A 23,492-nucleotide genomic window follows, 5' to 3' on the forward strand; every position below is an offset into this window, starting at 1 on the left:
TACAAATGTTCATTCCGGAGAGAAATTATCCCTTGATTTACAGGACTGAAAGAGAGATAATAAATACTAAATTTGTGTGAAAATTTTAAACATTAGGAGATGTAAACATGAAGGTCGTTAAATTCGGAGGCAGCTCACTTGCTTCAGGCGCCCAGCTTGACAAGGTGTTTCACATCGTTACCTCAGACCCGGCACGGAAAGCTGTAGTCGTTTCAGCTCCGGGAAAACGCTATGCCGAGGATACGAAAGTGACTGATCTCTTAATCGCATGTGCAGAACAATATTTGGCATCAGGCAGCGCACCTGAACTGGCGGAAGCGGTTGTGGAACGGTACGCTCTCATCGCCAATGAGCTTCAGCTGGGGCAAAGCATTATCGATAAAATCAGAGATGATTTGTTTACGCTTTTAGAAGGAGACAAAAGCAATCCCGAGCAATATCTTGACGCAGTTAAGGCCAGCGGGGAGGATAACAACGCCAAGCTGATCGCCGCTTATTTCCGTTATAAAGGCGTCAAAGCGGAATATGTCAACCCGAAGGATGCCGGCCTTTTTGTGACAAATGAACCCGGCAACGCGCAAGTTCTTCCTGAATCCTATCAAAACCTCTATCGTCTTCGGGAACGTGACGGACTCATTATTTTTCCCGGTTTTTTCGGATTCAGCAAGGATGGCGATGTGATCACATTCTCACGGAGCGGTTCTGATATTACCGGCTCGATTCTTGCCAACGGACTTCAAGCTGATTTGTACGAAAACTTTACAGACGTGGACGCTGTGTATTCTGTCAATCCGTCCTTCGTTGAAAATCCAAAGGAAATCAGTGAGCTGACATACAGAGAGATGCGGGAGCTGTCTTACGCCGGTTTTTCAGTGTTTCATGATGAAGCGCTCATTCCGGCATTTAGAGCGGGGATTCCTGTTCAGATCAAAAATACGAACAACCCCTCAGCCGAAGGCACCCGTGTCGTCAGCAAGCGGGATAACACGAACGGGCCTGTCGTCGGCATTGCCAGCGATACCGGTTTTTGCAGCATTTATATCAGCAAGTATTTAATGAACAGAGAAATCGGATTTGGCCGCAAAGCCCTTCAAATCCTGGAGGAGCACGGATTGACGTATGAGCATGTTCCATCGGGAATTGATGACATGACCATCATCTTGCGGGAGGGTCAAATGGATGCCGCCACTGAACGCAGCGTGATCAAACGGATCGAAAAGGATTTGCATGCCGACGAAGTCATTGTCGAGCATCATCTCGCACTGATTATGGTTGTAGGAGAAGCGATGCGCCACAATGTCGGTACAACAGCAAGAGCCGCCAAAGCATTATCAGAGGCTAAAGTGAATATCGAAATGATCAATCAGGGATCATCTGAAGTGAGCATGATGTTTGGCGTAAAAGAAGCCGAAGAAAGAAAAGCCGTTCAAGCGTTATACCAGGAATTTTTCGCGGGCGTGCTGATCTCTTAATCGTACATAAATAGCGGGCCGCAGCGCCCGCTATTTTTCATATAGCCGAATTGTTCATTTTTTTCTCTTGTCCACTATTATCCCTGCCAAACAGATCGGCTCAGCATATCTTATAGTATCCTTCATAGGGAGGTGAAACCTTATGTCAGGATACTCTACTGGCGGCGGTTACGGCATCAGTTCTTTCGCTTTAATCGTTGTATTGTTCATTCTTTTAATTATCGTAGGGACTGCGTTTGTTGGCGGCTACTAAGCTGCTGACCGTCTCTGCGGGGGCGCCGCAAGACTATGTCTTGCGGTGTTTTTTTGAAAAGAAAAACCCCTTCTCACCAAAGAGAAGGGGCTGGTTCTTACGTCATTCCTCTTTCCGTCACATGAAAGTCGAGTGCTTCCGCATGAGCAGAAACGCCAGCCGCTGTAAAAATCGCGGCTGCGGCTAAACAAATAACAAACAACTTAGATTTCAATTTCATACAAACCTTCACTCCTTTGTATTTGTTTTCTTGCCTCTTCAACTTGTAGAAAGTAGGAAGCAGACAGTTTAAACCACTTCTGTTCATAGTAATATTTTGCTACTTCTAGGGCTAAATCCTCTATATCAGCGTACATATTTTTATTTTTTAGGTATTGAAAACATCGTTCGATTCCTTCTTCACTGGGCTGATCCTGATATAGGGATTCCAAAAACTCGAATTTTACGGCATAGTCTGCATCGTCTGTTTCTTTAGCATATTCATAGCCCCGCTTGTGATATTCCGAAGCTTTATCATGTTTTCCCTGTTTATAATAAATCAGGGTGATTAAAAAATAGGCTTGCGGCAAAGAATTGATGATCCTGCTGCTTTCAAACGTGGAGACCGCTTTTTCAAAGTACTCAATGGCAGGGTCAAGAAGATCTTGATTGTAATAGCATAATCCGAGATTGTAGTATGCTCTTCCGACCAGCTGGGCTTTTTGTTCCGCTTGGGCCATATCGAGTGCCAATTTGAAATGGCGCGCGGCTTGTTCGAAATTTCTTTCATCCATCAGGTTAACCCCGAACACGAAATGGCATTGAATGATTCTCACATTATAGGTTTCTTGCTCCACGTAAATTTCATAGGCGTTTTTGATATTAATCAATGAAAAATACGTTTGCTTCATATAATAATAAGCTTCCGCGATTTTAAAGTAGAATTCAGCCCGTTCAATATGGTCTGCGACAAAGGAAAGCTTTTTCTCCGCCTGTTTATAGTATGTGATGGCAGAAATAAATTCCCGCTTATCAAACTCATACATCCCGCGGAAAAAATTCACGTAATAGTCGAGCAGCCCTTTAAGATCTGCCTGATTGCTGTCAATGTTTCGTGATAATTCAGACAGGCTTGGCTGGTCTTCGATATTTAATTTTTCTAACGGCTCAAGATAATCCAGCATAAGCTGGTGCCGGAATTCCATTAGTGAATAATAAAGCAGCAAGTTGGAATCATGCTGCATGTGTTTCAGTTCCTGCTGGATTTCAGCTTTTAACACTTCGGCATCCGGCACGCTGAATGTCCGGATATATTTGTACCACTCGTTAATTTTTTGACCGACCGCTGAAGAAGGAATTACCCCGCTCTTCATTCCTTCACCCTCTCCCATCAAAAACTGTTTATGTCATATTTTATCATGTTTATAGACTGTCCTAACCCGAAAAACACGCAATCTTTGTTTTCGGGAGCACGCAATAAACCGAAGCGGTGTGCAAAAAAGGCGGCTCATCTGATGATGCTGCCGCCCTGTATGCTATTGCTGCTTTGCCGTTAAGGGAAGGCGGATGATAAATTTTGTGCCTTTCCCTTCTTCACTCTTGATCTCTACTGTGCCCCGATGCATTTCAACGAGCTGCTTGACGATCGAGAGACCGAGTCCGTATTCACCGTATGCCGTGTTCGTTCTTGAAATATCTGCTTTATAGAACCGCTCCCAAATATGCTCAATATCCTCTTTTGAAATGCCGATCCCCGTATCTTCAATTTCAATAATCGTCTCTTTATAACCTTCTATTCCGCGCAGCCAAATGTCACCGTTTTGCGTAAATTGGATGCTGTTTTTCGTAATGTTGACGAGTATTTGAATGAGCCTGTCGTAATCGGCATGAACGATCACGTGATCCTCTACCTGAATCATCAGCCTGTTTTGTTTTTCGTCCGCCTGCTGCTCCAAGTGCTCTTTTACGATTTCAAACACCTCGATCAGCGGAACATCCAGCTTGTTCAAGGTAATTTGCTGGGACCTAATTTTTTCATAATCCAGATTTTCTTTTACGAGCCGCAGCATGCGCTTCGTTTCCTCACTGATCAGCGAGAAGCACTTATCCTTCTTATCCTCAGGAATCGTATGGCTATTCAGCCCTTCAACCAAACCGTTGATCGTCGTCAGCGGAGTTTTTAATTCATGTGACACATCAGCGATAAACTGCCTTCTCCGCTTCTCAAGGCGATCGATTTCATCCCTCGACTGCTTTAACTTTTTCGCCATAATATTAAAGTCGGACGCCAGTACGCCGATTTCATCCCTGTAGCTGTTTTCCAAGTGGATGTCATAATCGCCGGAAGCCACTTTATCTGTCGCTTCTCTCAGCTTTTGAATCCGTTTGACATGGAATTTGGATAGGAGCCAGCTCACAAGAATCGTAATGACGAGCGTGCTGATTACAGCGTAAAACATATAGAGGTTGACCTGATTGACCATCTGTTCAACGCCGCTGATTGGAGAAATCAGCAGAACGGCGCCTTTAAACTCGTTCTGAACAAATATAGGCTGCGCCACAAGAGACACTTCATCATCAAAACGGCCATCTGCCCTGATCATGACAGTCTGCCCTTTTTTCAGCTTGTTCCATTCTGATTTCTTCAGCTGTTCCCTTGGCTGATGATGAAAGCCTTCAGGAAGAAAATAAGGCTGCTGCTTTTCATTGAAGATGATAAACTGAGTCTTTCTTGTGCTTAAAATGTCCTGATAAGGGTAGAGCCTGCGCATATCAACCTGGCCGGCTTGGAATTCATTCGCGATCTGCACTGCATATGACGTCAGTTCCTCTACTTTATTTTGATAGGCAAAATCTTTCACAAAGTGTGAAAATAGCGAAATGATAATGACAAACGCTAAAATCAAAATGCTGATATGGCTCAGAAGCAGCTGGTATAAATATTTAATCTTCATCAAATTTATACCCTACTCCCCACACGGTATATAGGAAAGGCTTGTCTTCGCTGGCAAGCTTTTTCCGCAGCCGTTTGATATGAACGTCAACCGTCCGCTCATCTCCATAAAATTGATAGCCCCATACTTGTTCAAGCAGCTGTTCTCTGGAGAACACCTGCCGTGGATTTTGGACAAGGTAGTAAAGCAGATCGAATTCCTTCGGCGTGAGATTTTCTACAGGCTCTCCGTTCAAAAAGACTTCTCTCGTCTTCTTATTAATTGTAAAGCATTCCGATTCGATCATATCTTCATCAACAACCGCTTTGCCTGTCGCCTTGTATCTTCTGATGACGGCTTTGATGCGGGCAACCAATGTCAGCGGGCTGAACGGCTTCGTGACATAATCATCCGCCCCCATCTCAAAACCGATGACCTGATCTGATTCGGTGTCTTTGGCAGTCAGCATGATAATCGGCACCGTGCTTGTCTCTCTTATTTTTCTGCAAATGGTCACGCCATCCATAGATGGAAGCATGATATCCAAGATGATCAGATCCCAATTTTCTTCCGTAAAACGCTGGTATCCCTCTAATCCGTCATGAACGAATTCCGCTTCAAAACCTTCCTTAAAAAAGAACATCTCCGTCATCGTACAGACACTAACATTATCTTCTATCATTAATATTTTCATTATATCCTCCGGTTGTTTTGATGCTTTTTTCTATAATAGCACCATTTTAAACAGAAGGTTTTGCGTTTCGCAATTGTTAGTTTTTATTTCATCAACTAGAAATAGATTGTTCATATTTTTTTCATACCTTTGGACTACTATTAATTTATCAACAAGCAAGCCCGCCCCAGAGGCGGCCTTATCAATAACAATACCTATACGGAGGAACATAAATGAACTTTATCAAACGGGCCTTTTGGAATATGAAGGCTAAAAAGGGAAAAACGTTATTGCAATTATTTGTGTTTACAGTCATATGTGTCTTTGTTCTATCAGGCCTCACCATCCAGTCGGCAGCACAAAAATCAAGCGAACTGGCCAGACAAGAGCTCGGCGGAAGCGTGACACTACAGGTTGACCGCCAAAAGCAAATGGAAAAACAGCAGGACAGCGGCGAAAAACGCAGCTTCGAATCAACACCGGTCAAAGTGTCTGATGCAAATAAGCTTGCAGCACTCGATCATGTGAAGAGCTACAATTACATCACATCAGCTTCAGCCAACGCGGGGAACTTTGATGCGATTGAAAGCTCAAGCTCCAGTTCAAGCGATTCCAGTTCAAGCAGTTCAAACTCAAATGCTAAAAACAGCCAAGGCGGCGGACAAGGCGGACCGCAAATGGTGCAAGCCGATCTTTCGATTGAAGGTGTCATCAGCACAGCATTAGTTGATGATTTCTCTGACGGGGATTCAAAAATCACTGACGGACGCGCGATTACAAAATCAGATGTCGGCAAAAAAGTAACAGTGATCAACGAAACATTAGCGGAAGAAAATGATTTAAGCGTTGGCGATTCGATCACAATTGAATCAGCAACAGATGAGGATACAACAGTAAAGCTGAAGATCGTCGGTATTTATAAAACAACATCTTCAGGCGATGACCAAGCCCAAAATTTCTCTTTCTTAAATCCTTATAACAAGCTTTATACACCTTACACAGCGACAGAGGCGCTGAAAGGCGACGACTATCAAAATACGATTGACTCAGCCGTTTACTATATGGACGATGCGAAAAATATGGATGCTTTCGTAAAAGCAGCGAAGAAAACATCCATTGACTTCGATACGTACACACTGAATACAAACGATCAGTTGTACCAGCAAATGGTCGGCCCGATTGAAAATGTAGCTTCTTTTTCTAAAAACGTGGTGTATCTTGTATCAGTGGCAGGGGCTGTCATTCTTGGCCTGATTGTCATGATGTCGATCAGGGAGCGCAAATACGAAATGGGCGTGTTAATGGCTATCGGTGAAAAACGGTGGAAATTGATTGGACAGTTCTTGACTGAGATTCTGATCGTGGCCGTTATCGCGATCGGCCTTGCATCGGTGACTGGAAATCTCGTCGCAAATCAGCTTGGAAATCAGCTTTTATCCCAGCAGATCAGTTCATCAACCGATTCAACGCAAACTGCAAGCGGGCAAAACGGACAAATGCCTGGCGGCGGTGGCGGCATGGGCGGCGGAATGTTCGGCCACAGTTCATCAAACGCGGACGTTATCGATTCACTGAACGTCGCGGTTTCTATGAACGACATGCTTGTTCTTGGCGGGATCGGCATCCTTATCGCAATCATTGCAACATTGCTGCCGTCCATTTCAGTACTGCGGCTTCATCCGAAAACGATATTGACAAAACAGGAATAGAAAGAGGCGGAACCTATGAGCTTATTAGAATTTCAACAAGTCGGCTACTGGTATAAAGACAAGAGCCAGCCATTGTTTCAGGATATTAACATCAGCTTTCAAAAAGGCAAATTCTACACAATCGTCGGCACATCAGGGACGGGGAAAACCACTTTCCTGTCTCTGGCAGGCGGACTTGACGCACCAAAAGAAGGAGACATTCTTTACGGCGGAAAAGCGGTTTCTAAAATCGGCTTAACCAATTTCAGAAATCAATATGTATCAATTGTTTTTCAGGCGTACAACCTGCTTCCGTATATGACGGCTTTGCAGAACGTCACAACCGCTATGGAAATCACAGGTTCTAAAGAAAAGAACAAAGAATCATATGCGCTTGACATGCTGCAGAAGGTTGGCATCAACGAAAAACAAGCCCGGCAAAAAGTGCTCACACTGAGCGGCGGACAGCAGCAGCGGGTATCAATTACAAGGGCTTTCTGCTGTGACACGAATCTTATCGTAGCCGATGAACCGACCGGAAACCTTGATGAGGACACATCAAAAGAGATCGTACGGCTCTTTCAGGATCTGGCACACAAGGAAAATAAATGTGTCATCATGGTGACGCACGATGAACAAATTGCAAAAGTGTCAGACATCAATATCAGACTTTCAAGAGGAAGCTTTACTGTGAAGGAAAACATCGCAGTCGTATAACAAAACGCGCCTCTGCCAGTGCAGACAGGGGCGCACCCTATATCCCCCTTTTATATAGAAGTGAACATAAAAAGAGCGGCGGCTGCATCCCCCCGCTCTTTTTATCATTTTTTTGCTTCCGCCCCTTTTGACTTCTCTCTTCGTTTCTTTTTCCAAACAGCCACAATAAACAGAAAGAGCGGAAACAATAATTGAAAAGGCAAATGAATATACAGCGGCACCACTTTCAGGCCTTCGTTCAAGTGCTCCGAAAAGTTAGTCGCAATCGTAATAGAGAGGATTAAAATGCCCAATCCCATCGGATAAGCCAATTGGGAGGGATTCTTTTCCTTAAAGAGCGTAGATGTCCCCACCACAGTGGCATATAAGTAGAGACTGACTTTAAAGAAGCCGCCAATGATCAGCGCCAGCATAAAAAAGACATCAAGCCGATCTAAAAATTCTTCGACTTTGATTGTCTGGATCGTGCTTAAAAGCGGAAACTGGGATCTGAGTGTAAGATCAACATCAAGCACGCTGATATTAATCGCCACGGTGAGCGCCACAACCAATCCGCTAATAGCCATGGCGATCATCCCCATTTTTTTCACATTTTTTCTGTCATTCAGGTTAGGGAAAATCATCACAAATAAAACAACTTCACCAAATGGAACGTACATGGTCTGTGTGAAAACAGAGTGAAGGACAGGAGAAATGCCGTTTGCCAAAACCGGCTTTAAATTGTGCGGGTCTATAGTGCCTGAGACAATAATCAGCACGAGGCCGAGCGCGCCTAGTAAATACATGGCCCCGAAAAGCAGTTCGGCCGCGCGTGCGAGCACTTCAATTCCTTTTCTTACGGCATATATGCTTACTACCATTAATAAAGCATTTACAATAATGATAGGTGTATCATGATAAGCAAACGTCAGCAGCATTTCTCCAAAGTCACGCAGCACCCTTGCGGCAATATAGGCAAAGTACAAGATATAGAGAAATGAAAACAGCCAGCTCAGCTTGGTTCCGAGCATATCATCCATATATTCTTTCGGCGAAGATTCCGGATAGCATTGATAAATGCCCTGATACAAATAGAAAAGAAACAGCCCGGCCGCACAGCCTAATAGAACTGCTATCCAAGCATCCCTGCCCGCCATCGATCCGGGTGTAATCAATAAGGAGCTGCCCAGTTCAAAAATGATAATCATGACAAACAGCTGCCTTATGCTTATTCTGGCTTTTTCCATCTGTCACTTCCCCTTTCTCACAGACCTAATCATCTTTAAACTGGTGTTTGATCGGATTGTTTCGCAATCCCGTCCTTCTGATATACGTCTCGGCCTTCACATCGATGGGCAGTTCCGGCAAATACTCTTTGTCCCATGTGTCCTTCATTTTCGCCCACTGCTCCGGATACTTTCTATATATCGTGTCACCAAAACCGATAAAGTCTATTTGATTCTTCTTGATCTTTTTCACAGTATGGCTGATTTCCTTTTCCAGCTCTTTGTTGAGGGCTTTTTCAATAGCGGGCAGCACCTTGGGGTCAGACAAGTGGAAAGGGTATTTGACAGCATCTATAATACCTTCAACCGACACTTTCACATGGATGTACGGACGTCCGTTCCGTATCTCCGGTACCAGCTTCGTATCCTGATGGGTAACCTGCAAGCTGACCGCATCCTTCGTCTTGTCCCAGTCAGCATTAATAAACGTATGCTGGATCTTATTCATAAGCCAGACTGCCCCCACGCTTTCATGATCTTCAAGCCAATACTTTAAATACCCAGCCTTATCAAAAATCGCCAAACCATCTGCCTGAAGAATGGCTTTCGGGTCAGTCGCCTGCGTGTTTTCCATACTGACTCCTTTTTTATCGTCACCAATCATCATATATCCCGGAATAACCGGTGCCCTAGTGTTGGCGGCAAGTGTTTTTAAAACGTCCTGAATATTGGTTTTGACCACCCGTCCGTATTCCGCCTCGGTGAAATCCAGAGTTTTATTGACTTTATTTGATGGAATTTTATCAATTGGCGTCAAGATTTTCACAATGTTTTCTGCTTTTGTTTTATGAGCAACAACGAATGTTGCCGTTGTCCTGAATTCTGTGTCCCGGTCAAGATTATCTAAAACAAAATCCAATCCTTCTTCTTTTGCCAGCTTTTCACTGATCACGACTAGATTGGTATGGGCAAAATAAAGCCGGCGTGACACCTTTATGGAGGCTTTTCTGAGTGCTTCCGTTATATTGTTACCTTCAATCGAATAGACAGATACAGGCGGCCTGTCTCCGGCACCGCCTCCTTGAAGGCCGCCGGCAACATTTCCTGGATTGATAATTTGAAGATGCAGCACGTAGTTGCCGTTGTTTGTCCGATCGATGCCAATCGCCGAGATAATCGCAAGATCCGTCAGCTCCCGCTTATCCCAGCAGCCGGGCAGCACAATGACGCTCAAAAGCATGAGAACGGCTAATAGACATTTACGTACCATTCTGATCCCCTTCTTCCAAATCTTTGTTCACCATTCCTCGTGATGCGGCCGGCTCTGGGCGCTGACCCTCTCCCTGCCGCACCTTATCTTCCTTACTGATCGATTCCGGCCTCTTTTCATCGGCCCACCACGGAACCCGGAACAGCGCGTCCTTTACGCCTTGTGAAGAAAAGGGTGCAAGCGGCGACATATATGGAACGCCAAATGAACGAAGACTGCATAAGTGCACAAACATCATAATGATCCCTAAAATCAGCCCGTAAAAACCCATAACAGCTGAGGCAATAATAAAAATAAACCGGATGAGCCGGGCTGAAATCGCCATTGCAAACGCAGGTGTCGCGAAGCTCGCAATCGCGGTGAGTGCCACGATAATCACCATTGCCGGAGAGACAATACCAGCTTGTACGGCAGCCTGGCCGATTACAAGAGCGCCTACGATTGATACTGCCGAGCCGACAACCCGGGGAAGCCTGACCCCCGCTTCCCTCAGAATCTCAAAAGCAACCTCCATCGTTAGCGCTTCGACAACAGCCGGAAACGGAACAATTTCCCGCTGAGCCGCAATGACCACTAACAGCTGAGTCGGTATCATTTCTTGGTGAAACGTCGTGGCTGCCACATAGACAGCCGGAGCCACAAGCGAAATGAAAAAGACTAAAACCCGCAGGACACGTATGCTTGTCGCTATATCAAAACGCGAATAATAATCTTCAACAGACTGAAAAAATTGGACAAATAAAGCCGGGGCAATAAGCACAAACGGTGTGCCGTCCACAATAATCGCGAATCTTCCTTCTAACAGATTTCCCGCTACAACATCGGGGCGTTCTGTATGATACATAGTCGGAAACGTCGTAAAGGTTTCATCTTCAATCAGCTGCTCAATATATCCGGATTCCAAAATACTGTCAATATCTATTTTTTCCAGGCGCTGCTTCACTTCCTTCAGCACCTTTTCATCACATATTCCTTCAATGTACATGAGAGCGATATCCGTATTTGTGACAGAGCCTTTTTTCATTTTTTCAACCCATAAATTCGGATTTTTAATGTATCGCCGGATCATGGAAATATTGGTTTGCAGAGACTCTGTAAACCCTTGGCGCGGACCGCGGAATGACACCTGGGTACTCGGCTCTTGGATGGAGCGCTGCTCTCCCCCTTGAGTGCTGCAAATCAGCGCTTCGGCATAGCCATCGGCAAAAACAAGCGCATTGCCGAGCATTAACTCGGAAAAAAGCTTATCCCAGCTCTTTTCCGCTTTCACCCCGCCCAGCGGGAGCGTTTTTTCAAGAATTTGCTGGATCGCATGAGTATTCTGGATAGACTCATCCTGTACCAATGGATCGATTAACGACTCATGGATCGTGTGATTATCGACCAGCCCAGCAATATAGATGACAGCTAGATGGACACGATCCTGCTCCCCGATTTTAATCTCGCGAATGATAACGTCAGAGCTGCTTCCGACTTCCTTTTTCGTTTTCGCTATATTCTTTGCCAAATTAGGGGAAATGAGAACCGGCCTTTCTTTTTCTTGCTGCCGTTCCTGATTCTTTTCTTCTGTATTCTGCTTGTCTTTTGAACCGGTATTGTTCTTTCGATTAGAAAATAAAGGCATACACAAATACCTTTCCTTGTCGTTTTCTCATATTCTTCCTATTAGAATTGAGATTATGCATTAGGTTTAGATGCCGTATAACTTCGCCGCCAACGATAGACACTAAAAGCGGAGGATGATGAAGCATGAAGATATTGGGTGTGACTGGAGTCATATTGATTTGTTTATTAACTATTTCTGTATTGATGGACATGCTTCAAGGGTTCAGTTTAACAAAAGCCATTTATAACAATATGTCCAGCTTTAAGATGACAACGTTTGCGGAATGGGTCGTGCTTTTATTTTTTGTGATTGTGCTTGTGAGGGAAATATACGTGATCTATAAATCGGAAAAAAAGAACCCCTAGAGGGGGGCGCTTTTTTTCAGGCGATAATATTGCCGTCTAGTGTATCACTGCTGTGTTTGTTGATGGTCCCTTTAAAAATGCGGTTGCCAATGATTTTGGAATTGGTTGAGGTGTTTGTTTGAATAGCTGTCGCAGTGCCTGCGGAGAGGTTATTGATGGTGTTTCCAGAAATGATAGAGCCTGCTGATCCATTGACATAAATCACAATCGGATTCCCGGCTGTTCTGTTGACTGAAATGGTATTATCAAAAATCTCATGCACACCTGTGCTGATATAGACGGTGACCAAAAGCGGAGATTTCTCGAGGTGGTTGCCGATAATTGAGGTTTTTGCACTTGTGGAGCAGTAAATCGGGTAATTTTTAAACTCTTTAAATGTATTGTTTTTGATGATAGCGCCAGCATTATTTGTGACGGAAACAGCATATGATTCCGGGACCGCTTCAAACGTGTCAGGATGCAGTGTATTTCCTTCAATCGCCGCATTCCCTTGAGCGATCCAAATGCCTCGGCTGAATTTTCTCAGGAGATTATCTTTAATGATCATGTCGCCTCCGGAGATGTTCACACCGTCAATGACTTGAATGAGACAGTTATTCAGAAACGCGATGTCATCTGACAGCACTGCGCGAAGACCGATGCTGCGCCTTGTTTCAGACAGTCCGTTTTGAATGTGGTTTCCGTCTACCTTTACGTCAGAAGACTGATAAACCAATATCCCTGTGTTTTCAAAGTTGCTGATTTTGTTGTTGGTCACAAGAACGCTCTTTCCCCTGACATCAATTCCAGTTGAAAATCCGGTAATCAAATTGCCGGAGATCACCGCATCACTGGTCTCTTTTCCTTGTGACACACCGAGTCCGGTTATCCCGACTCTTGTCGCAGCCGCCGCGTCTTCAGGGCCTCTTAGAATATTTCCCTTGATCACTGTTTGCGTCCCATATCCATAGCTGATTGTATTATCTGAGAGATTTCCTTCTATTAAAACGCCATACCCATTAAAATTGGTCACAGAACTTGAAACGTTTCCAATAAAGTAGTTATTGCGAATTGATACATTAATCGGTTCCTCATAATCAACATCACCTTCGCCATATCCTTCAATGTCGATTCCGTATTTCGGCGCTGTCCCATTCCCCGTTCCGGCATCTTCAATCACGCATTCCTCCACCGTGACCATGTCACATCCGGTAATGGAAATGTTATTTCTCCTTGACCGCCGAACCTCACAGCGGCGGATGATAATTTGCTCTGACGTTCGATAATCTTGATTGGTCTTTAATCCCCTCGGACTGACAATGATCCCATCGCCGGTAAAATCAGAAATTTTCACTTGATCAATGACAACATTCGAGCATCCTTCAATACATATGCCAAAGCCCCATTCATGGGTAGACCTGATCCCTGCCGAGGCATACGTATGCTCATCGCGTTCGCCGATAATTTGTCCCCCGGAAATGGTTATATTCTCTTGCTTGCCTACATAAAATGCGGAATAACCCCACGAGCTATTCGGGATTACTTTCATGATACACTCCGGGTCCATCATAATCTCAAGGTTACCGGGAACAATGATACCCGCGTTTCGAAACTTCTGATTAAGATCTCCGCCAAGCGTTCCATCTATTAAATATGTGCCCTTTGGAAACCAGACAGTATGATAGCCTTTCGAAACAGCTGTACTAAGGCACTGGTTAATCAGTTCTGTCGAATCCGTTTGACCATCTCCAGGAACACCGAAATCCGCTGCATTTAATATGAATTCAGCCAATTGCGAGCCTCCTTCTCTATGATTACTATCATGTTACTCACAAAGGCCCGGTCTGCTTGTACATTTCTCTAAAATTTTATTGAAAAAATATAAAGGAATAGTTGTGTAAGAAAATCTCACGATAAAGAGTATAAAAATTAGGATAAAATCACTATTTTTAGGCATTTATAATTTTTCCATTATGGAACTATTTGAAATGAGTATAAATTATATTGACACAAGTATTATATAAGAATATGATTTTTATAATACACTTTTTTTAGAAAGGGTTTGGCTGACATGGCTTCGATTGATAACGAAAGTATCATTAAAAGCGTCCCGCAAAAAGGGTTCTTTGGTCACCCGCGAGGACTATTTACACTATTTTTCACCGAATTTTGGGAGCGTTTCTCTTACTATGGAATGAGAGCAATCTTACTTTACTATTTGTATACAGAGACGGTAAACGGCGGGCTTGGTTTTGACAAAGGCACTGCGGTTGCCATTATGTCGATTTACGGCTCACTCGTATACATGTCCACTATTATTGGCGGATGGCTCGCTGATCGGGTATTCGGTACCGCAAACACCGTGTTTTACGGCGGCATATTCATTATGTTCGGCCACATTGCACTCGCCTATCCAGGCAGTTCGGTAGCATTCTATATCAGCATGGTGCTTATCATTGTCGGAACAGGCTTATTAAAACCAAACGTTTCAAGCGTGGTTGGGGATCTTTACACGAAAGAAGACCCGCGCCGCGACTCAGGTTTCAGTATTTTCTACATGGGGATTAACCTCGGTGGTTTACTTGCGCCGTTAATTGTCGGAACACTCGGACAGAAGTACAACTATCATCTCGGCTTCGGAGCTGCCGCGGTCGGAATGCTTCTCGGACTTATCGTATTTGCTTTGACAAGAAAGAAAAACCTCGGTCTTGCAGGTTCCAATGTGCCGAATCCGCTGTCTAAAAAATCTGCGATTGGCACCGGAATCGGTGTGATCATTGTGGCGATCGCAGTGATTATCTCCGTACAAACAGGCGTGCTGACGATCAAGCGTTTCATCGACCTTGTAAGTATTCTCGGTATTTTGATTCCTGTTATTTATTTCATCATCATGTTTACTAGCAAAAAAGCGGACAAAACAGAAAAATCCCGTCTTGCCGCTTACGTTCCTTTGTTTATCGGTGCTGTCATGTTCTGGGCCATTCAGGAACAGGGAGCGACCATTCTTGCGGTATACGCTGATGAACGCATAAGACTTTCATTGGGCGGATTCGAACTTCAATCATCTTGGTTCCAATCATTAAATCCATTGTTTGTCGTCATTTTTGCGCCAATATTCGCATGGCTCTGGATGAAGCTCGGCAAACGCCAGCCGTCTACGCCAGTTAAATTCTCAATCGGAATTATTCTTGCCGGATTGTCATTTATCATTATGGTATTCCCGGCTATGCAAGGAAAAGAAGCACTCGTAAGCCCGCTTTGGCTCGTTCTCAGCTTCCTGCTTGTTGTGCTTGGAGAGCTGTGCCTGTCTCCAGTCGGTTTATCCGTGACAACGAAACTGGCGCCAGCTGCCTTCTCTGCACAGACAATGAGTATGTGGTTTCTGACGAACGCAGCAGCCCAAGCGATCAATGCCCAAGTAGCCGGATTGTTTGATAAAATTCCTGAAACAACGTACTTCGGCACCATCGGTTTGATTTCTATCGTTCTTGGCGGCATTCTCCTGCTGCTCTCGCCGGTGATCAAACGCGCGATGAAAGGGGTCTTATAATCAGAAACAGCCCGCGGATGTTGATCTGCGGGCTGTTTTTTATTGATCAAGCCATTTCCTGAAGCTTTGTTCAAAGGCTTGCGGTTCTTCCAGCATCGGCTGATGGCCGCTCTTTTCAAAAATAACCTTCTCCACATGGGGATATAAATCGTCAACAGTATCCCATAGCGCAACAGGCGCAACCAAATAATCATATCTTCCTAAGCCGATGTACACCGGCACTTGTATATCAGCTAACCGCTGAATGAGATTCAGCCGGGCAAATGTATTCCCCCATAATTCATCCATGATCGGCATATTCGTAAATACGCCATCCCATAAAGCAGCTGCATGCGGCCGCTCTTGATAAAAGCTTTTCGCTTCAGCGCGAATACACATGTGCACGAAGCGTCTTTCAGGATCTTTTTCAATGTCCTGCGGCAAATTCGCGATATCTGTTTCAAAGCGTTTCTTTCTCTCAGGACTGGCTGTTTCCATAAAAAATGATTCACTTTTTCGTTGTCTTTCTTGACTGTTATCAGGCGCAGTATTGAAAAGCGCAACCTTCCGGACATGTTCAGGATATGTCCTGGCATATTCTAAAGCCATAAAAGCGTGCCCGGAATGTCCCAGGATGATAACATCCTCAAGCTGAAGAAATGCTCTCATCCTTTCAATATCAGCCAAAACGGCATCAAGTCTCGAATCCTCCTCACGAAGCTCTCGTTTAGGCTTAGCAAATCCCCTATGGTCGACAAAGATCCATTGATATTTCTGTTTGAGATCTGAGGAAAAAAGGCGCGGGTAGTAAACCACACTCCCGATCACAAGGATGGGTGCGCCCTCTCCCTCGATTCGATATGATAAATCAAAACCGTCTGAGTGACAGATCCCCGTACGTTCCATTTCTCTCGCCTCCTTTGTTTTCATTATATAAAAATAAAAGCCTGACGCATGGCGTCAGGCTTTCGATATTATTGCTTCAATTCCTCAAGCGTCTTTTCCCATCTATTCAGCACCTCTTCAGGGCTGTGAAGCTGGATATGGACACCAGAAGTCAAAACAGCATATTTCGCAACGTCCTCCTTCACCGAAACGATGCGGCAGGCAAAACGGTCTCTATCATATTCGGCATCTTTCAAAGGCGACAAAGGCGTGCATTCAAGCTTTACATAATAAGCGGCTCCCTTCCACCATGCCGTGAACTGAGCTTTTCCTGTGCGAAGGATATTGGCCGAAGTCATTGTGTTTTTCCACAGAGCGATTCGGATATCATTTCGGTTCAGCGCGATCATTTCCCCCGCACTGATCATAGCGGCATGCGGCCAGCCATCCTCTGATACTGTTTGCAGAACGAAGGCCTCATGCTGCTTCTCATTTAGGCGGTCCCCGTCAAGCAGTTCAAAAAGACGGTCTGATAGACAGTTCACGCTGATCAAGCCTTTCGTTCCGGCACCGCCGGAACTTCAATGGCTGTTTCTGTTTCCTTCGGATCAATTTTAAACGCCGGATTGTATTTCGCGGGATTTGTAATGCTATCCGGTTCACAGGATCTCCATGTAAAAAAACATGTTTGGCACTGATAAACTTCCCATGCGCCTTCTACAGGCGATTTGCTCATGACTTCTCCCTTTTTTGAGTCGCATCGAGGACATGTATGCATTTCGAACATCCTTTCCTTATTTATTCATTAAGTCCATTAGTTTTTGTTCCCATTCTTTCGTTGTAAGCGGAGAGTCAAGCGGCTGTGAATAGTGGCCTCTTGTTTCCGGCGCAACCGGTGTAGTCGCGTCAAGAATCATTTTGTGCGTGATTCCTGACGGATTAGATCCCGGATCAAGCGGCAGAACAGATAAGTCCGGAATGATGACCGCATCGTGTTTCGGATGCATTTTGGTCGAAAGCGCCCACATGACCTGCGGGAGGTTGAATGGATCGACATCCTCATCAACGACAATGACCATTTTGCAGTAGCCAAGTCCGTGCGGTGTGGTCAATGCGCGCATGCCGACCGCTTTCGCAAATCCGCCATAACGGGTTTTTGTGGATACAATCGCGATTAAACCGTGTGTGTACATGGCGTTTACTGCCACAATTTCGTTCGGATACGCTTCTTTTAACTGCTGATAAAGCGGCACGCATGTGTTAATGCCGATCATGTAATCGCATTCTGTCCAAGGCATGCCTAAGTATAAATGTTCAAAGATCGGATTGTTTCTGTGATAGACGCGTTTAATTTTAATGATCGGCATGCTTCGTCCGCCGGAATAATGGCCTGTGAATTCACCGAACGGCCCTTCATATTCGCGCTCTCCGGCAATAATCTCACCTTCAAGCACCACTTCAGCGCCCCACGGAACATCAAGATCAGACAGCTTTGATTTGACGATGCGATATGGTTCGCCTTGAATCGCGCCTGCCATTTCGTATTCTGATTGATCATAGAGAAGCGGAGTCGATGCCGCTGTTGTAATAACCGGCTCACAGCCAAGCGCAATCGTGACTGGAAGATTGATGCCGCGTTCTTCAGCTTGGCGCAAATGGATGGCAATATCGTGCTGCGGGACAGGCTGAATGCCGAGGCGGTCTTTTCCTTTGACCTGCATTCTGTAAATGCCGACATTTTGTTTGCCGAAGTTGTCAGGGTCTTCAAGATCACGGGAAATGACACATGCTTTGTCTAAATAGTAGCCTCCATCACCTTGGTTAATTCTGAAAAGAGGCAGTATATCGAACAAATTGATATCTTTTGTGATTTCATTTTCATGAAATGGCGCTGTTTCCTCACGTTTGACCGGCATCGGAAACTGGTCATAACGCTTTGCGAATTCAAAAAACTGTTCTTTTACCGGTGTGTCTTTCGGCATGCCCAGCATCATTGCATGGTTCGGCCAAGAGCCGATGACATTCATCGCAATTCGCGCGTTATGATAGCCATAAATGTTGTCAAATAAAAGCGCGGGGCTCTTATCGCCAAGGTTGCTGGCTGCGCGTGCGGCGGCCCCTAAATCAGGCTCCGGCTTTACCTCTTCATTCACTGTAAGCAGCTGTCCTTCTTTTTCGAGGGCTGCGAGAAATTCTCTGAAATCTTGATAAGCCATGATCAAGCTCCTCCTTTATGTTTTTCAATCCCATTCCAGCGCTTCGCTTCAGGAAGGCGAATGCCGAATTGGTCCAACGTTCTAAATACAATATGGTCAACCATTTCCTCTAAACTGCTCGGCTGATTATAAAATGCCGGCATCGGAGGAAGAATGATTGTACCCATTTTCGTAAGCGCTAGCATATTTTCGAGATGAATTTGGTTCAAAGGCGTCTCTCTCGTTAAGAGGACGAGTTTTTTTCTCTCCTTGAGCATGACATCCGCCGCACGTGTAAGCAGATTATCCGCCATTCCGGTGCGAATGCTTGCGAGAGATTTCATGCTGCACGGCGCAACGATCATTCCATCGGTATCAAACGACCCGCTTGAAATGGCTGCCGCCTGGTCCTTATGTGAGTAAGTGTATGTGGCCAGCTGTTCTACTTCCTGTAAGGTATAGCCTGTTTCGTGTTTGATCGTGACGTTCGCCCAAGGAGACACAACGAGATGGGTTTCCACTTCGGCGGCCTTCAGCCACTGCAGCAGCCTGACCCCGAAAATCGCCCCTGTTGCCCCTGTCATTCCGACAACGAGTTTCACTTTGCCCCCTCCTTTACGCTTGAATTCTGCTTTCATTTCAATCATACTCCTGATATATCCATATGAAAAATATCTATAAAATCTATATTTAATACCTAAAAGGTATGATTAGGAGGCGCTTTCTTTTGGACATTCGCCAGCTTCGATACTTCATTACCATTGCCCAAGAACAGAAAATCACGTCCGCAGCCAAAAAGCTTCACATGGCGCAGCCGCCTTTAAGCAGGCAGCTCAAACAGCTGGAGGACGAGCTTGGTGTTGTTCTGTTTGATCGGAACAAGAAAAAACAAATGACGCTTACATATGAAGGAACTGTTTTTCTGAAAAGAGCAAAGGAGATTTTGCATAGGTTTGAAGATGCCGTCATCGAGGTACAGGAGCTGAAGGAGGAGGTAGCCGGCACGCTAGCCGTGGGTTCAACAATTTATTGTGCGGCTCTGATGCTTGAAAAAGTCACACAGATCAAAGAGAGATACCCCCATCTCACCTTTAATATTTGGGAAAATGAGCCTGCGACACTGTTGGAACTGCTGGAAAGCCGGCAAATCGATGCGGCGGTCACGACAACACTGATCAAAAGTGACAGAGTACAATTCAAGCAGCTTGATGACATTCCATGTGTGCTCGTGCTTTCAGATAAAGCCGGATATCCGTGCGGAGACACGATTAAAATGGAGGACATTCCTTCGTTTCCTCTGATACTGCTCCGGCCTGTTAACGGAAAAGGCGTTTATAATCAGGTCATGAATGAATTTCATCGTTTGAACCTGAAGCCGAGCATTGTTTGTGAATGCCATGACTCTGCAACTTTGCTCAGCCTCGTGTCATCCGGATTTGGCGCGTCCATTCTGCCTGTCACAATGATTCCCGTTCATATGCGAAATCACGTTCACACCGTCCATATCGAAAATAATCCCTTCATTATGACGCCTGCTGTCATGTGGAGAACGGACAGTTATTTGCCTAAACCGGCACAGCAATTTTTGGATTTATTTTAAAAGATTTTGTCTTATGAAAACCAAATACTTGACTCATACTAAAAAAAAGTTATCCTTTAGATTTGTAAGCTAATTTTTTATTTCAATAAAATCAACCAGAAAAGTGGGGAATAAGATGAAAAAAGCATTATTGGCTTTATTCATGGTCGTAAGTATTGCAGCTCTTGCAGCTTGCGGAGCAGGAAATGACAATCAGTCAAAAGATAATGCCAAAGATGGCGATCTTTGGGCTTCAATCAAGAAAAAAGGTGTGCTCACAGTCGGAACGGAAGGAACATATGAGCCGTTCACTTACCACGACAAAGACACTGACAAGCTGACTGGCTATGATGTCGAAGTCATCACAGAAGTCGCAAAACGCCTCGGGCTGAAAGTCGATTTTAAAGAAACACAATGGGACAGCATGTTTGCCGGCCTGAATTCCAAACGGTTTGACGTTGTTGCCAACCAAGTCGGAAAAACAGACCGTGAGAACAAATATGATTTCTCAGATAAATACACAACATCAAGAGCCGTTGTCGTAACGAAAAAAGACAACAACGATATTAAGTCTGAAAAAGACGTAAAAGGAAAAACGTCAGCTCAATCACTGACAAGCAACTATAACAAACTAGCTACAAATGCTGGCGCGAAAGTAGAAGGCGTTGAAGGCATGGCGCAGTCCCTTCAAATGATCCAGCAAGGCCGCGTTGATATGACCTACAACGATAAGCTTGCCGTATTGAACTACTTAAAAACATCCGGCAACAAAAACGTAAAAATCGCGTTTGAAACAGGCGATCCGCAGGAAACGTATTTCACGTTCCGTAAAGGAAGCGGCGAGGTTGTTGATCAAGTCAACAAAGCATTAAAAGAAATGAAAGAGGACGGGACTCTTTCTAAAATTTCTAAAAAATGGTTCGGCGAAGATGTTTCTAAATAATCTGCCGGCATTGACGCTTGGCACGGCGATCCCGTGGGATCTGGTGCAGCAGTCATTCTGGCCGATACTTTCAGGGGGAATCTACTATACGATTCCCCTTACGATTCTTTCCTTTATATTTGGAATGATCCTGGCGCTGATTACGGCGCTTGCCAGAATGTCGAAAGTGAGACCTTTGAGATGGGTGTTCAGCGTATACGTATCCGCAATACGCGGCACTCCTCTTCTCGTTCAATTGTTCATCATTTTCTATCTGTTCCCGGCCTTTAACATCACATTAGATCCATTTCCAAGCGCAGTTATCGCCTTTTCATTAAACGTCGGCGCCTATGCATCTGAAATCATCCGGGCATCTATTTTATCCGTGCCGAAAGGGCAATGGGAAGCCGGCTACACAATCGGCATGACACATCAGAAAACGCTGTTCCGCGTCATACTGCCGCAGGCGTTTCGTGTGTCGATCCCGCCATTATCCAATACTTTTATCAGCCTGATTAAAGATACATCCCTCGCCTCTCAAATTCTGGTCGCTGAGCTGTTCAGAAAAGCCCAGGAAATCGGCGCGCGGAATCTTGATCAAATTTTAGTGATCTATATTGAAGCAGCCTTTATTTATTGGATTATCTGCTTCCTGCTTTCACTCGTCCAGCATGTCATCGAACGGCGTCTTGACCGCTACGTGGCCAAATAAGGAGGTTCCGAGTATGCTTACCGTTACAGGATTAAACAAATCATTCGGTGAAAATGAAATTTTAAAAAAGATAGATATGAAGATTGAAAAAGGAAAAGTCATCGCCATACTTGGGCCTTCAGGTTCAGGGAAAACGACGCTGCTCCGCTGCCTGAACGCGCTGGAGATTCCGAATCGCGGAGAGCTTGCATTTGATGATTTCTCCATCGATTTCTCCAAAAAGGTGAAACAGGCGGATATCCTAAAGCTTCGCCGAAAATCCGGAATGGTATTTCAGGCGTATCACCTGTTCCCGCACCGCACAGCCCTCGAAAATGTGATGGAGGGCCCTGTTCAGGTGCAAAAACGGAACAAAGAGGAAGTCAGAAAAGAAGCGATCCAGCTTCTTGATAAAGTCGGATTGAAGGACAAAATGGATTTATATCCGTTCCAGCTTTCCGGCGGCCAGCAGCAGCGTGTCGGCATCGCCCGCGCACTGGCGATTCAGCCTGAGCTCATGCTGTTTGACGAACCGACCTCAGCGCTTGATCCGGAGCTCGTCGGAGAGGTGCTGAAGGTTATCAAGGACTTAGCCAATGAAGGCTGGACCATGGTCGTGGTGACCCACGAAATCAAGTTCGCGCAGGAAGTTGCTGATGAAGTCATCTTCATCGACGGCGGTGTAATCGTGGAGCAAGGACCGCCGGAGCAAATTTTCTCCGCCCCAAAAGAAGAACGGACACAGCGGTTCTTGAACCGGATTTTGAACCCGCTGTAATAAGAAAAACAGGGCGCCTGCGGCGGCCCTGTTTTTTTGTTGAGCTCCTTTCGCCTATTCCGCCCTTCTGTCAGATGTGCTACAATGACAATCGACTGATTTTTACGAAAGAAGGGACCTCACGTGAAGCAAGAACTTGTTCTGCGCTGGACATTTTATTTTGCCGGTTTGATCATTTTGGCTTTTGGTGTATCCCTGACGATAGAAGGAAAAGCACTCGGCATTAGTCCGTGGGATGCATTTCATTACAGCCTGTTTCAGCACTACGGGCTTACCGTCGGCCAGTGGTCCATCATTATTGGAGCGCTCATCGTCGGATTAACGTCATTGTTCACTAGGGCTTGGCCAAAAATTGGAGCGATCCTGAATATGGTGCTCATCGGTGTATTTATAGACTTTTTCAATTTTCTTCTGCCTGCTCCCTCGACCTACACGGGCTCCGTCATCGTCTTCTCTCTCGGCGTGGTGCTGATCGGTTACGGCGTCGGTGTTTATGTATCAGCAGGCCTTGGCGCGGGGCCGCGTGATTCACTGATGATGCTGATTACAGAAAAAACCGGCTGGAATGTGCAATGGGTGCGGAACGGCATGGAATTAACTATTTTATTTGCGGCATGGGGCATGGGCGGCCCGATCGGTTTTGGCACCATTTTGACCGCCATCTTCACCGGACTCATTTTGCGCTTTTCATTGCCGCAGTCAATCCAGCTGCTGAATTATGCCGTGGCAAGGCGGACAGCCGCTGTGAAAGCATCTCCGCCTGTACACTAAAA

General features: G+C 45.2%; 24 protein-coding genes. 11 read left to right on the forward strand and 13 right to left on the reverse strand.

Annotated features, from left to right (window positions below; genetic code table 11):
* Positions 1-107 precede the first annotated feature (107 nt).
* Together QA442_RS20415 and QA442_RS20420 are read left to right on the forward strand one after the other, a co-directional pair.
* On the forward strand, positions 108-1,472 hold the full coding sequence (locus QA442_RS20415; protein WP_069839855.1) for an aspartate kinase: 1,365 nt from the start codon (positions 108-110) through the stop codon (positions 1,470-1,472).
* A 142-nt stretch (positions 1,473-1,614) separates the two neighbouring features.
* The gene (locus QA442_RS20420) at positions 1,615-1,725 is read left to right on the forward strand and encodes a YjcZ family sporulation protein (protein ID WP_040084173.1); all 111 of its coding nucleotides are present in this window, start codon (positions 1,615-1,617) and stop codon (positions 1,723-1,725) included.
* A gap of 97 nt (positions 1,726-1,822) precedes the next feature.
* Here the strand turns inward: QA442_RS20420 and phrC are convergent, their stop codons facing one another.
* The 4 genes from phrC to yclJ all read right to left on the reverse strand — a co-directional run bounded on the left by phrC (position 1,823) and on the right by yclJ (position 5,331).
* Positions 1,823-1,945, reverse strand: a complete 123-nt coding sequence (gene phrC / locus QA442_RS20425) for a phosphatase RapC inhibitor PhrC (RefSeq protein ID WP_014662771.1) — start codon at positions 1,943-1,945, stop codon at positions 1,823-1,825.
* Entirely contained in the window at positions 1,929-3,077 is a 1,149-nt protein-coding gene (gene rapC / locus QA442_RS20430; protein ID WP_095432789.1) for a response regulator aspartate phosphatase RapC, read from the reverse strand. The genes phrC and rapC overlap by 17 nt, the downstream gene beginning before the upstream one ends.
* Before the next feature lie 162 nt (positions 3,078-3,239).
* The gene (gene yclK / locus QA442_RS20435; RefSeq protein WP_095432790.1) at positions 3,240-4,661 is read right to left on the reverse strand and encodes a two-component system sensor histidine kinase YclK; all 1,422 of its coding nucleotides are present in this window, start codon (positions 4,659-4,661) and stop codon (positions 3,240-3,242) included.
* Positions 4,648-5,331, reverse strand: coding sequence for a two-component system response regulator YclJ (yclJ, locus tag QA442_RS20440; RefSeq protein WP_041521471.1), 684 nt, complete (start codon positions 5,329-5,331; stop codon positions 4,648-4,650). The genes yclK and yclJ overlap by 14 nt, the downstream gene beginning before the upstream one ends.
* Before the next feature lie 212 nt (positions 5,332-5,543).
* Here yclJ and QA442_RS20445 point away from each other — a divergent pair, with 212 nt between their 5' ends.
* Together QA442_RS20445 and QA442_RS20450 are read left to right on the forward strand one after the other, a co-directional pair.
* Positions 5,544-7,019 (forward strand): ABC transporter permease, encoded by a 1,476-nt coding sequence (locus QA442_RS20445; RefSeq protein WP_095432791.1) that lies wholly within the window; start codon positions 5,544-5,546, stop codon positions 7,017-7,019.
* A 15-nt stretch (positions 7,020-7,034) separates the two neighbouring features.
* Positions 7,035-7,715, forward strand: a complete 681-nt coding sequence (locus tag QA442_RS20450; protein WP_095432792.1) for an ABC transporter ATP-binding protein — start codon at positions 7,035-7,037, stop codon at positions 7,713-7,715.
* A gap of 104 nt (positions 7,716-7,819) precedes the next feature.
* Here QA442_RS20450 and gerKB read toward each other — a convergent pair whose 3' ends face one another.
* Genes gerKB through gerKA form a run of 3 tightly spaced genes read right to left on the reverse strand, consistent with a single transcriptional unit; the run spans position 7,820 to position 11,814 of the window.
* Complete coding sequence (gerKB, locus tag QA442_RS20455) at positions 7,820-8,941, reverse strand: endospore germination permease GerKB (protein ID WP_095432793.1); 1,122 nt, start codon at positions 8,939-8,941, stop codon at positions 7,820-7,822.
* Between the two features lie 25 nt (positions 8,942-8,966).
* Positions 8,967-10,190, reverse strand: coding sequence for a spore germination protein GerKC (gerKC, locus tag QA442_RS20460; RefSeq protein WP_095432794.1), 1,224 nt, complete (start codon positions 10,188-10,190; stop codon positions 8,967-8,969).
* On the reverse strand, positions 10,180-11,814 hold the full coding sequence (gerKA, locus tag QA442_RS20465) for a spore germination protein GerKA (RefSeq protein WP_095432795.1): 1,635 nt from the start codon (positions 11,812-11,814) through the stop codon (positions 10,180-10,182). Before gerKA ends, gerKC begins: the two co-directional genes overlap by 11 nt.
* Positions 11,815-11,939: 125 nt before the next feature.
* On the opposite strand from gerKA, the gene QA442_RS20470 reads away from it, so the two are divergent.
* Entirely contained in the window at positions 11,940-12,161 is a 222-nt protein-coding gene (locus QA442_RS20470; RefSeq protein ID WP_071581056.1) for a YczF family membrane protein, read from the forward strand.
* Between the two features lie 16 nt (positions 12,162-12,177).
* On the opposite strand, the gene QA442_RS20475 is transcribed toward QA442_RS20470, so the two are convergent.
* Positions 12,178-13,932 (reverse strand): right-handed parallel beta-helix repeat-containing protein, encoded by a 1,755-nt coding sequence (locus QA442_RS20475; protein ID WP_095432796.1) that lies wholly within the window; start codon positions 13,930-13,932, stop codon positions 12,178-12,180.
* Between the two features lie 279 nt (positions 13,933-14,211).
* Here QA442_RS20475 and QA442_RS20480 point away from each other — a divergent pair, with 279 nt between their 5' ends.
* Positions 14,212-15,690 carry a peptide MFS transporter gene (locus QA442_RS20480; RefSeq protein ID WP_071581058.1) on the forward strand — a complete coding sequence of 493 codons (1,479 nt, stop codon included), beginning with the start codon at positions 14,212-14,214 and terminating at the stop codon, positions 15,688-15,690.
* A 39-nt stretch (positions 15,691-15,729) separates the two neighbouring features.
* On the opposite strand, the gene QA442_RS20485 is transcribed toward QA442_RS20480, so the two are convergent.
* From QA442_RS20485 to QA442_RS20505, 5 genes are all read right to left on the reverse strand, one after another.
* Complete coding sequence (locus QA442_RS20485) at positions 15,730-16,575, reverse strand: alpha/beta fold hydrolase (RefSeq protein ID WP_103749796.1); 846 nt, start codon at positions 16,573-16,575, stop codon at positions 15,730-15,732.
* Positions 16,576-16,643: 68 nt separating this feature from the next.
* Complete coding sequence (locus QA442_RS20490; RefSeq protein ID WP_095432797.1) at positions 16,644-17,108, reverse strand: pyridoxamine 5'-phosphate oxidase family protein; 465 nt, start codon at positions 17,106-17,108, stop codon at positions 16,644-16,646.
* Positions 17,105-17,332: a phenolic acid decarboxylase subunit BsdD gene (gene bsdD, locus QA442_RS20495; RefSeq protein WP_071581061.1), complete on the reverse strand. Its 228-nt coding sequence runs from the start codon at positions 17,330-17,332 to the stop codon at positions 17,105-17,107. Before bsdD ends, QA442_RS20490 begins: the two co-directional genes overlap by 4 nt.
* 16 nt (positions 17,333-17,348) lie before the next feature.
* Positions 17,349-18,770: a phenolic acid decarboxylase BsdC gene (bsdC, locus tag QA442_RS20500; RefSeq protein ID WP_069839843.1), complete on the reverse strand. Its 1,422-nt coding sequence runs from the start codon at positions 18,768-18,770 to the stop codon at positions 17,349-17,351.
* A gap of 2 nt (positions 18,771-18,772) precedes the next feature.
* Positions 18,773-19,387 carry a non-oxidative hydroxyarylic acid decarboxylases subunit B gene (locus tag QA442_RS20505; protein WP_071581062.1) on the reverse strand — a complete coding sequence of 205 codons (615 nt, stop codon included), beginning with the start codon at positions 19,385-19,387 and terminating at the stop codon, positions 18,773-18,775.
* Between the two features lie 89 nt (positions 19,388-19,476).
* Between QA442_RS20505 and bsdA the strand changes: the two genes are divergently transcribed.
* The 5 genes from bsdA to QA442_RS20530 all read left to right on the forward strand — a co-directional run bounded on the left by bsdA (position 19,477) and on the right by QA442_RS20530 (position 23,490).
* The gene (gene bsdA / locus QA442_RS20510) at positions 19,477-20,349 is read left to right on the forward strand and encodes a transcriptional regulator BsdA (protein WP_095432798.1); all 873 of its coding nucleotides are present in this window, start codon (positions 19,477-19,479) and stop codon (positions 20,347-20,349) included.
* A gap of 115 nt (positions 20,350-20,464) precedes the next feature.
* Positions 20,465-21,271, forward strand: coding sequence for a cystine ABC transporter substrate-binding lipoprotein TcyA (gene tcyA, locus QA442_RS20515; RefSeq protein WP_071581063.1), 807 nt, complete (start codon positions 20,465-20,467; stop codon positions 21,269-21,271).
* Positions 21,258-21,962: a cystine ABC transporter permease TcyB gene (gene tcyB, locus QA442_RS20520; protein WP_014662754.1), complete on the forward strand. Its 705-nt coding sequence runs from the start codon at positions 21,258-21,260 to the stop codon at positions 21,960-21,962. The genes tcyA and tcyB overlap by 14 nt, the downstream gene beginning before the upstream one ends.
* Before the next feature lie 13 nt (positions 21,963-21,975).
* A complete protein-coding gene (tcyC, locus tag QA442_RS20525; protein ID WP_069148941.1) occupies positions 21,976-22,719 on the forward strand; it encodes a cystine ABC transporter ATP-binding protein TcyC in 744 nt (247 codons plus the stop codon).
* Positions 22,720-22,842: 123 nt separating this feature from the next.
* The gene (locus tag QA442_RS20530) at positions 22,843-23,490 is read left to right on the forward strand and encodes a YczE/YyaS/YitT family protein (RefSeq protein ID WP_069839839.1); all 648 of its coding nucleotides are present in this window, start codon (positions 22,843-22,845) and stop codon (positions 23,488-23,490) included.
* Positions 23,491-23,492 lie beyond the last annotated feature (2 nt).

Origin of the sequence: Bacillus stercoris (assembly GCF_029772985.1) — a bacterium.
Taxonomy (GTDB): Bacteria; Bacillota; Bacilli; order Bacillales; family Bacillaceae; genus Bacillus; species Bacillus stercoris.